Origin of the sequence: Chamaesiphon sp. VAR_69_metabat_338 (assembly GCF_031423935.1) — a bacterium.
Classification (GTDB): domain Bacteria; phylum Cyanobacteriota; class Cyanobacteriia; order Cyanobacteriales; family Chamaesiphonaceae; genus Chamaesiphon.
In genome coordinates, this window is the sequence record NZ_JANPGM010000074.1 from 1 (window position 1) to 9123 (window position 9123).

Genomic DNA, 9123 nt, shown 5'->3' on the forward strand with positions numbered 1-9123 from the left:
CTATTACGTAACTCCAGCCGGGACGGGGAAATTTCCCGCTGTTATCGTGTTAATGGAAGCTTTTGGTTTGAATAAATGGTGTAAGAGTATTTGCGACAGGCTGGCGCAGTCTGGGTTTGCAGCGATCGCGCCAGACTTTTATCGGGGCACTACTTATGCTTATACCGATGTGACTGGGGCAGTAGCCAAACTCAAATCGCTCAATGATAATGCGGTGATGAGCGATGTTGGCAAAAGTATCGATTTTCTGACGGGTAGGTCGGAAATTAATGCTAATGGGATCGGGGTAATTGGCTTTTGTATGGGTGGACGATATGCTTTTTTGACGAATGCTAGCTACCCTGCCAAAATCAAAGCAGCCGTCTCTTTTTATGGCGGTGGTATCGACGCTGCCACCGATCCAGTCGGGCGAAAATCGCTCCTCGATCGCGTAGCCACCATGCAAGCACCCATTATGCTGATCTATGGTAGCGAAGACCAAATGATTGCCGCTGACGAACATGGTCGAGTTGCAGCGGCACTATCCAAAGCCAAAAAACGTTATATCCTCAATCTGTTTCCCAAAGCCGGACATGGTTTTATGAGCGATAGGCGCGAAAATTACGCTCCTGAAGCTGCCACCGAAGCTTGGCTGATGACTACTGGATTTTTTAGTCAAAATCTCAAGCCAAAAAAGGTCAAAGCAACACATCCGACTGAATCGATCGATTAATTAACGCGCTCGAAATTGCTCTGAGAGCTAATTTCAATTCTGACGATGTTTTAGCCATCAGTAACAGTTTGAGCTGACTGGTGGCATGGCAATTCCCGCGCGATCGAGCGGACTTGAAGCTCGCTGGTAGTCAGACTCTCAACGAGCTTGAAATTTTAGTTTAGAATGCACCTAATAATACTGCTGAGGTAAATACAGTAAATATTCCCAGGATCGCAAAAATAATCCCAAAGTAGGGGGCGCGATTGGTTTTATCGATGTATTCGTTGACTTTTTTATCCTTCTCTTCTGGATGCCAAATCATTGGTTTCATATTATCTACCTCGCTCTAAAAAAATGATATGTCCCGATCGTACCGCGATCTCTTGGTGGGACGATATATATCAAAGGAGGGATCTTTAAGGTTGGCTACATATAGAGGAATTAAGACTATTGTTGACGATCGGAATCGGTTTAACCTGCTTTTCATCTAGCTAGTTCTTTTTAGCAAGTGTAGATCTCGACCTATGGGCGTAGAAGTGGAACAAATCGACGCGATCGATTGCGCCAACTAGATTTAAGCGATCGGCAACTCACAACGCTACCAGCAAGTATCGGCAGTCTGACTAGTCTGCGGTGGTTAAAACTCGATTGCAATCAATTAACTGCTCTACCAGACAGTATCGGTAATTTGACCGCGCTGACATGGTTATCTTCAAATCAAAATCAATTAACTACTCTACCCGAAAGCATCGGCAATCTGACAGATCTACGTTGGCTGCATCTAGACCAGAACCAGTTATCTGCGTTGCCACTAAGTATTACCAATCTAATTAATCTCACTACTCTTCACCTGGCAGATAATCACTTATCAAATGTCTCAGTTCTCCAACATTTGTCTAATTTAAGTTGGGTTTGGTTATTCAATGTGTAACTTCCACATAGATATTGGGCTAATTATCGCGATTGGAACTCTGAGTGGTTATTGGATGAAAGTAATGCCACGATTAGAAGTATCTTACTCGGTCAACTAGGCTACGAAAAAATTTTAAACGAACTAAATGCAGTCACGATCGATACTTGGCGAGAATACACCTTGCTAGAAATTGATGGCATCGAACAAATATATATAGAGACAGAATTCTCTGGATATCTGGAAACCGAATCAATAGCAATCCTCAAGATGACTTGCCCTTCGACTGGACACATTCATATTCTCCGAGTGCCACCAGGATTAATGAGTGCAGAAGCCGCAATTACATGGATCGATCGTGGCATTCATCCTGACAAATTCACAGTCCAAACCTAGTTGGCTCCCAAAACCGAACTCCGGAAGCCGGATATTACGCAGCCTGAATCCTGAGAACCTAGTTAATATCTCGTTACAATAGACGTATTCGAGCAAATAATTAGTCTTAGACTCAGATACAGAGGTCGCTACGATGAATGGTATTCGTGTTGGTTCCCTATTTGGCATCCCGTTTTATATCAACCCTACCTGGTTTCTAGTATTGGGGCTGGTGACGTGGAGCTATGGTGAAGGTTTAGCCGCGCAATTTCCATATTTGCTAGGTGCTAGTCCCTTCTTACTCGGCTTGCTCACAGCCTTACTGTTATTTAGTTCCGTCCTCGCCCACGAGCTGGGACACAGCTTTGTCGCCATCAAACAGGGGATTAAGGTAAATTCGATTACCCTGTTCATTTTCGGTGGTTTAGCCAGCTTAGAGAAAGAATCTGATACTCCTGGTGCCGCCTTTTGGGTCGCCATCGCTGGCCCTGCTGTCAGCTTACTCATCGCCGGAATTTTAACTGCCTTCGGGTTTGCCACACATATTACTGGCCCCGTCGCTGCTATTACCGCAGTCCTAGCTGGCATTAACCTCTCACTCGGTTTATTCAACCTCATCCCTGGCTTACCCCTCGATGGTGGCAATATCCTCAAAGTGATCGTCTGGAAAGTCACTGGCAACCAGTATCAAGGTGTCAAAATAGCTAGCATCGTCGGTCAAGGTTTTGGCTGGGTGGCGATCGCTTCTGGGCTAATTCCGCTAGTCTTGTATGGTAGCTTCGATAATATTTGGAACCTCCTGATCGGTTCGTTCTTGTTGCAAAATGCTGGTAAATCCGCTCAGTTTGCACGAGTACAAGAACGCCTGACGGGATTGACTGTTGCCGATGCGGTAACTCCCAACAGTCCGATGATTCGTGAGGATGTCACCCTGCGCGAATTTGTAGACCACCGCACATTGACTGGCAGCAATTGGCAGAAATTCTTGGTTACAAATGACTCTGGGCACTTAGTCGGCGAACTAGCTCTCGACGCTCTTAAAGATGTCCGATCCGATCGCTGGGCGCATACTTTAGTCAGCGAAATCATGCACTCAGTCGAGCCATCGACAATTATCATTAGCGATCGACCGTTGTTACAAGCGATCGAACAATTGGAATCCAAGCATGTCACGACGCTGAGTGTCACTGATACCGATGGTTTGTTAGTCGGACTCCTAGAAAAAGCCGCCGTGATTAATTTGCTCCACAATCGTCAACCGCAAGTTAATCCTGCATAATTTAAGCTTCATTAAATCTTCGTCCAGGGTAAGGGTGATTGATGCCCCTACCCTGGATTTTTAATCGCAGTTAGATCGATCGCAGTCAGTGAAGTATACTCAATCCATTACTCCATAATCGATCGAACTCATGCCCAATCCTTACTCCCTGATGATTCATGGTGGTGCTGGTGCCTTAGAGGATCTTAAATACGAAGCAACCGAAGTCGAATTCAAACAGAGTATTACGGCAATCTTAGAACAGGGTCGCGCGCGATTAGAACGCGGCGATAGTGCCTTGGATGTGGTGGAATATTGCGTGACACTCCTCGAAGACGACAAGCTTTACAATGCGGGCTGTGGCTCGGTGCTCAATGCCGATGGTAAGGTGGAAATGGATGCGGCACTGATGAATGGCAGTGACCTCCGTGCGGGAGCGGTGGCTTGCGTTCCTAATATCAAAAATCCGATTTCCTTAGCGCGGCGAGTACTCGATCGCGGCGAGCATGTATTATTAGCCAGCGATGGTGCGTTGGAGTTTGCCAAATTTTGTGGGGTCGAGCTGTCTCCTGACGAATACTTCATCACCGAGGCGCGGATTAAACAATTGGCGGAAGCGCAAGTAGCCGGACGGATGACACTAGACCACGAGCGGATTAAACCGTCCCAGAAGCTAGGCACCGTCGGCGCAGTGGCACGGGACATTCGCGGCAATCTCGCCGCTGCTACATCTACGGGTGGCTTGGTCAACAAACGCTGGGGACGGATTGGCGATACGCCGATCGTCGGTGCGGGGGTATTTGCTGACAATGATACCTGTGCGGTGTCTGCAACGGGCTACGGCGAACAGTTTTTGCGAACCGTGTTTGCCAAGACGATTTCTGATTTCGTCCAGTTTCGGGGCATGGATGCCCAAGCTGCGGCGCAAGCTGGCATCGATTATTTAGTCGCGAAGGTCAATGGCGAGGGTGGCGCGATCGCGATCGATGCGGCGGGTCGATGCGCGGCGGCTCAGTCTACTTCCGGTCTGATTCGCGGCTGGATCGAGTTAGGTGGCGAGACACATTGTCAATTGGGTTGATTAAATTATCCTAGACCGGATAATTCAGGGTGAATATCTAGCTGCTAATACGATTGTTTAGAGCGATCGCGGGTTCATGTTTCAATACAGTTCGATCGACTGAATCGCCGAAACATCAACCGATGACTTCTTCCTCTTTGTGAGTCTCAAATACGCAGTTTGATGTGGGATGTGAGATGCAAATCAACACATAGCCAGCAGCGATTTGTTCGTCGCTGAGGTAAGTTCCTTCTGACTGATCCACCGTACCTTCAATCGTTTTGACAGTGCAAGTCGAACATACGCCCTGCCGACAAGAGTAGGGTAGTTCCATCCCCTGCTCTTCGGCGGCTTCCAAAATATATTTATCGGCTGGCACTTCTATCGTTTGGTCGATGCCTTCCGCTGTGTTGTATAGTCTGACTTGATAAGAACTTGCCATGCCATCGCGTCTCCACTATTATTATCGATGTTAAAGCGGCTCGTCAAATTCCAAGCCAGCCGCTATCAGTGACGATCGTCAAGATTCGATCGACTAGACAAACTCATCTATCTGAATTTCAAACAAATACTACATCCACGATATCAATATCATTAAGATCTAATGTCTCTCAAGCGAATGATGTTTCTGAGATTTATTTGTGTCGATCGATAGATTCGATCGAAACTATGCAGATGAATTACTATCGATTTTGCCGATCGCTTTTTCGATTTGTTGCAGCACCGCAGCATCGAGTCGGGGAATGAGATCGATCGCTTTCATGTTTTCTATAACTTGATTTTTGTTACTTGCACCCGTAATTACAGTACTGACATGGGGATTGCTGGCACACCAGGCGATCGCCAATTGGGACAGGGTGCAGCCTAGTTCCTGACTAATCGGGCGCAATCGCTCGGTAGCAGCAATCCACTCCCGATTCGTTACCAATGGTTGCAACCATTCATAACCGGGTAAGGTCGAACGACTGCCAACCGGGATACCATCGGCATATTTACCCGTCAGGACGCCCGAAGCTAGCGGACTCCAAGTGGTCAATCCCAATCCCAAATCCTCATACAAGCGGGCGTATTCTGTTTCCACTCGCTGCCGGTGGAATAGGTTGTACTGGGGTTGCTCCATGACGGGTTTGTGGAGGTGATGCCGCTCGGCAATCTGCCATGCACTAACGATTTCGGCTGCCGACCATTCCGAGGTGCCCCAGTAGAGGGCTTTGCCGCTCTGAATCATGTCGTGCATCGCCCAGACAGTCTCTTCAATTGGCGTATGCGGATCGGGGCGATGGCAAAATACCAGATCGATGCAATCCAATTGCAACCGCTTGAGCGAACCCTCGATCGCGTGGTGGAGATATTTGCGATTGAGGGTATTTTTGCGATTGGGGCCAGAGGCAATGCCCCAGTAAAATTTAGTCGAGATAATATAATCTTCTCGCGCCCAACCGAGCTGTTTGAGCGCGTTCCCCATCAAGGTTTCCGATCGACCGCCAGCATATACTTCCGCATTGTCAAAGAAGTTGACTCCCGCATCTCTAGCTGCTGCGAGCGTATCGATGGCGACGCTTTCATCGACCTGATTGCCATAAGTAATCCACGATCCGATCGATAGTTCGCTAATTTGCAAGCCAGAGCGTCCCAGTCGGCGATATCTCATCGTTAATTCTCCCTTAGAAAACTTCAAGTTTGGTAACTTCGATCTTTCGATCTGGCGATCTAAATCGATCGAGCTTATCGATGCTCGCACTCACAATTCGACTTAGCTATTAACTATCGATCGTAATCAAATTAGCGATTGCTAACAACCACGGAGCTGAAATTTGGGAGATCGACCATCCAGAGATAGAGCATCGAGATCGGCTGGTAGAGCAGCAGTAGCCAAGCTGGTTAGGACACACCCCCGACTTCTTTGAGAAGTCGGGGGTGTAGCTGTAATGGTCGAACTGTCGTAACCGCCTTGACGGTTGCTATAACTTACAACCAAGTACGTAAAATGATAAAAATGCCAGCACTCAGAACAGTAGCGATCGGAATCGTGATGACCCAAGCCAAGGCGATCGATTTGAGCGTATCGACACTGAGCGATCGCCAATTTTTGACCGCGCCAACGCCCACTACCGCGCCCACTAAGGCATGAGAAGTCGAGACGGGTAAACCTTGACTCGAAGCTATCAAAATTGTGGCAGCGGTGGCGAGTTCGGCAGCAAAGCCGCTACTAGGTTCGAGTTTGATAATTCCTTCGCCAATGGTGGCAATTACTTGTTTGCCCCAAATGGCCAACCCGACGACAATCCCGACGCCGCCAAGTACGAGCACCCACAAGGGAATCTCTAAACTAGACTGGGGAACTGTACCCGTACTTTGAATATAGAGAATAGTCGCCAACGGGGCGATCGCATTCCCCACATCGTTGGAACCGTGAGCGAATGCTACGCAGCAGGCACTTAAGAGCTGAAACCGGGCTAATTGCCGCTCGATGACTGCTTGAATACCTTGACGATCGGTTGCGACAGGCACGGTTTCTGCTGCCAGTCTCCGCCAGCCTGAGAACGCGATCGCGATCGCGGCCATGCCACCTAAGCCCAGTGTAAAATCGTGCCTCGGCACGGTGGGGAGAAAGTCCGCAGGTAAAGTATCAACCACAGTCGGCAAGACAATCACGCCAAAGACACCTACGAGCGTCAGTGACAGCCACGGCACCCATTGGTTGAGTTGTACCAAGGGTTGCTCCCGATCCAAAATCCAGGTTTTAATGACCAGATAAAAACCCGCCGCCACCAATGCGCTAAATATAGGCGTAAACACCCAGGCGAGCGAAATTTTGCCTAGTGCCGACCATTGGACAGCTTCGGCACCAGCAGCAACCCAGCTAAAGCCCGCGATCGCGCCTACGACTGCGTGCGAAGACGCGACTGGTAAGTTTTTGGTAGTGGCAATTTGCAACCACAAGCCACAACTTAGCAGCACTGCAATCATTCCCAGGAGTAAGGTGTGGGGCTGAGTAATAAATAAGTCTGGATTGGCAATACTAATTGCCAAAGTTGAAGATACTTGGCGACCGAATAAGACCGCGCCGGTAAATTCTAAGATGCCCGCAATGACAATCGCTTGGCCGATGGTAATCGCTTTGGAGCCAACCGATGTACCCATCGAGTTGGCAACATCATTAGCACCGAGATTGACCGCAACATAAACCGCCAGACAGCAAACAAAAGCAATAAATAACATCGACTAGTGTCAGAAGTAGGTAAAATTAAACTATAAAAAATGTGGTTTAATTTGAAAACAGTGGTAGCAAGATTTGCAGCAATCTCAATTTTAGCTCGGCAGTAGGTAACTAGTCTCAATCGACAAAAGTCAATGCACTAGCAGATTGCCATCGATTACCTCCGGTAGGCTACGCCAACGGAGGGTGAATCTCTAGCGTAACAGCATCGCCCCGAGCAGGCGAATATTCAATCCAGACCGACTCTGAAACTAATTCAAGTATTCCTATGGCTCAACACAATCCTCATAGCATCCAACTCCAAATTAATCGCCTGTTTGAGAGTGGTCAATCTTTATTTGCGAAAACAAAGGTCGAGGATTGGCTCAAGCAACGGAATGAGAATCCCGCTGATTATGAGATTAGTTTCACCAAAAAACCCGCACCTGTTGGTTCTAGAGCAGTCATGACGATCGCAGTCGAGCTACACCGAACTGATGGCCAACCAATCGATGAGTGGTTGCTCGCTCAATTAAACGATACTCAGTAGCCAAGCGACCGCACCCGATCGCAATTTCCAGCAGCAGTTCGTAGTAGCTTGCGCCAGCCGGAGCCAACGCCAACCGATCGTTATTAATGTTTTTAGCCGATATCCGATCGACAGTCGATCGGTAATAATTGCGCTATAGCCACTATTCTCGATCGATGCCAAGCCAGTAGACTCGTTGGCGGAGCCTCTCTAGCCAGCGCATCTCCAGGATCGATAACCATAGCTTTCTGACGATGAACGTATCATTAAACCACCCAGTTAATTCCATGTCCGATCGCGTCTCTACACCGTTGCCACAATTTAAGATTTTGGGTCAACCAGTACACCTGGCGGCTGAATATACTCCGTGGCTGATCGACCGACTCAAACAAGGGATCGGTACCCATGTCGTGACGATGAATGCCGAAATCGTGATTCAGGCAAGTCACGACACCGAGCTAGCGAAGATCGTTCAACAGGCGGACTTGGTGACTCCAGATGGTTCGGGGATTATTATGGCCTTGCGATTGCATGGGATCGATCAGCCGCGCTATGCTGGCATCGATTTGGGTGAAGATTTGCTGCGGTTGGCGGCGCAACCAGAGCATAACTACCCAGTGTTTTTCTATGGTGGCAAACCCGAGATCGTCAATCGTGCGGCCCAAAAGTGGCGAGCTGAATTGCCAGATTTACAGATCGTCGGCGTCGAGCACGGTTATCTCGATGCAGATGCCAAGGAAAAACTGTTGCACCAAATTACAACTACTCAGCCAAAAATCATCTTTGTAGCTTTGGGGATGTCCCGACAGGAGACTTGGATTCGCGACAATTTTCATCTGTGTCCGCAAGCGATCTGGATTGGGGTCGGCGGTAGTTTTGACGTGTGGTCTGGAGTCAAAAATCGCGCCCCGCAGTACATCCGCAATCTCGATTTGGAATGGATGTATCGGATCGCCCAAGAACCCAGTCGCTGGCGGCGCGCCCTGGCATTACCTAAATTTGCAATTTTAGCGATCGCCGAAAGAATTCGGGGCTAAGGATAAACTCGTCTTACCCACTTAGATTTCCACCGGAAGCAAGTACACTAGAAGACAGTAT

General features: G+C 48.3%; 12 protein-coding genes. 7 read left to right on the forward strand and 5 right to left on the reverse strand.

What is annotated here, in order from left to right; translation table 11 throughout:
* A partial coding sequence (locus RMO84_RS02150) for a dienelactone hydrolase family protein (RefSeq protein ID WP_310486811.1) occupies nucleotides 1-712 on the forward strand: 712 nt, incomplete at its 5' end.
* A gap of 160 nt (nucleotides 713-872) precedes the next feature.
* On the opposite strand, the gene RMO84_RS02155 is transcribed toward RMO84_RS02150, so the two are convergent.
* The gene (locus RMO84_RS02155; protein ID WP_310486812.1) at nucleotides 873-1025 is read right to left on the reverse strand and encodes a hypothetical protein; all 153 of its coding nucleotides are present in this window, start codon (nucleotides 1023-1025) and stop codon (nucleotides 873-875) included.
* Between the two features lie 228 nt (nucleotides 1026-1253).
* On the opposite strand from RMO84_RS02155, the gene RMO84_RS02160 reads away from it, so the two are divergent.
* From RMO84_RS02160 to RMO84_RS02175, 4 genes are all read left to right on the forward strand, one after another.
* Nucleotides 1254-1625, forward strand: a complete 372-nt coding sequence (locus RMO84_RS02160; RefSeq protein ID WP_310486813.1) for a hypothetical protein — start codon at nucleotides 1254-1256, stop codon at nucleotides 1623-1625.
* A gap of 51 nt (nucleotides 1626-1676) precedes the next feature.
* A complete protein-coding gene (locus tag RMO84_RS02165) occupies nucleotides 1677-2000 on the forward strand; it encodes a hypothetical protein (RefSeq protein WP_310486814.1) in 324 nt (107 codons plus the stop codon).
* A 133-nt stretch (nucleotides 2001-2133) separates the two neighbouring features.
* Complete coding sequence (locus tag RMO84_RS02170; RefSeq protein WP_310486815.1) at nucleotides 2134-3258, forward strand: site-2 protease family protein; 1125 nt, start codon at nucleotides 2134-2136, stop codon at nucleotides 3256-3258.
* Between the two features lie 130 nt (nucleotides 3259-3388).
* Nucleotides 3389-4318, forward strand: coding sequence for an isoaspartyl peptidase/L-asparaginase family protein (locus tag RMO84_RS02175; RefSeq protein WP_310486816.1), 930 nt, complete (start codon nucleotides 3389-3391; stop codon nucleotides 4316-4318).
* Between the two features lie 115 nt (nucleotides 4319-4433).
* Here RMO84_RS02175 and RMO84_RS02180 read toward each other — a convergent pair whose 3' ends face one another.
* The 3 genes from RMO84_RS02180 to RMO84_RS02190 form a co-directional block, all read right to left on the reverse strand.
* Nucleotides 4434-4739, reverse strand: coding sequence for a 2Fe-2S iron-sulfur cluster-binding protein (locus RMO84_RS02180; RefSeq protein WP_310486817.1), 306 nt, complete (start codon nucleotides 4737-4739; stop codon nucleotides 4434-4436).
* Nucleotides 4740-4964: 225 nt separating this feature from the next.
* Nucleotides 4965-5948: an aldo/keto reductase gene (locus RMO84_RS02185; protein ID WP_310486818.1), complete on the reverse strand. Its 984-nt coding sequence runs from the start codon at nucleotides 5946-5948 to the stop codon at nucleotides 4965-4967.
* A 317-nt stretch (nucleotides 5949-6265) separates the two neighbouring features.
* A complete protein-coding gene (locus RMO84_RS02190) occupies nucleotides 6266-7519 on the reverse strand; it encodes an anion permease (RefSeq protein ID WP_310486819.1) in 1254 nt (417 codons plus the stop codon).
* Between the two features lie 266 nt (nucleotides 7520-7785).
* On the opposite strand from RMO84_RS02190, the gene RMO84_RS02195 reads away from it, so the two are divergent.
* A complete protein-coding gene (locus tag RMO84_RS02195) occupies nucleotides 7786-8046 on the forward strand; it encodes a hypothetical protein (protein WP_310486820.1) in 261 nt (86 codons plus the stop codon).
* On the opposite strand, the gene RMO84_RS02200 is transcribed toward RMO84_RS02195, so the two are convergent.
* Entirely contained in the window at nucleotides 8029-8208 is a 180-nt protein-coding gene (locus tag RMO84_RS02200; RefSeq protein WP_310486821.1) for a hypothetical protein, read from the reverse strand. The two genes, RMO84_RS02195 and RMO84_RS02200, sit on opposite strands and share 18 nt — an antisense overlap.
* A gap of 71 nt (nucleotides 8209-8279) precedes the next feature.
* On the opposite strand from RMO84_RS02200, the gene RMO84_RS02205 reads away from it, so the two are divergent.
* On the forward strand, nucleotides 8280-9062 hold the full coding sequence (locus tag RMO84_RS02205) for a WecB/TagA/CpsF family glycosyltransferase (RefSeq protein WP_310486822.1): 783 nt from the start codon (nucleotides 8280-8282) through the stop codon (nucleotides 9060-9062).
* Nucleotides 9063-9123 lie beyond the last annotated feature (61 nt).

Excerpts from the sequence above, each read along its gene's own strand:
- RMO84_RS02155 (WP_310486812.1), bottom strand. The coding sequence starts at position 1,025 with ATGAAACCAATGATTTGGCATCCAGAAGAGAAGGATAAAAAAGTCAAC.
- RMO84_RS02180 (WP_310486817.1), bottom strand. The coding sequence starts at position 4,739 with ATGGCAAGTTCTTATCAAGTCAGACTATACAACACAGCGGAAGGCATC.
- RMO84_RS02185 (WP_310486818.1), bottom strand. The coding sequence starts at position 5,948 with ATGAGATATCGCCGACTGGGACGCTCTGGCTTGCAAATTAGCGAACTA.
- RMO84_RS02205 (WP_310486822.1), top strand. The coding sequence starts at position 8,280 with ATGAACGTATCATTAAACCACCCAGTTAATTCCATGTCCGATCGCGTC.
- RMO84_RS02170 (WP_310486815.1), top strand. The coding sequence starts at position 2,134 with ATGAATGGTATTCGTGTTGGTTCCCTATTTGGCATCCCGTTTTATATC.
- RMO84_RS02195 (WP_310486820.1), top strand. The coding sequence starts at position 7,786 with ATGGCTCAACACAATCCTCATAGCATCCAACTCCAAATTAATCGCCTG.
- RMO84_RS02190 (WP_310486819.1), bottom strand. The coding sequence starts at position 7,519 with ATGTTATTTATTGCTTTTGTTTGCTGTCTGGCGGTTTATGTTGCGGTC.
- RMO84_RS02175 (WP_310486816.1), top strand. The coding sequence starts at position 3,389 with ATGCCCAATCCTTACTCCCTGATGATTCATGGTGGTGCTGGTGCCTTA.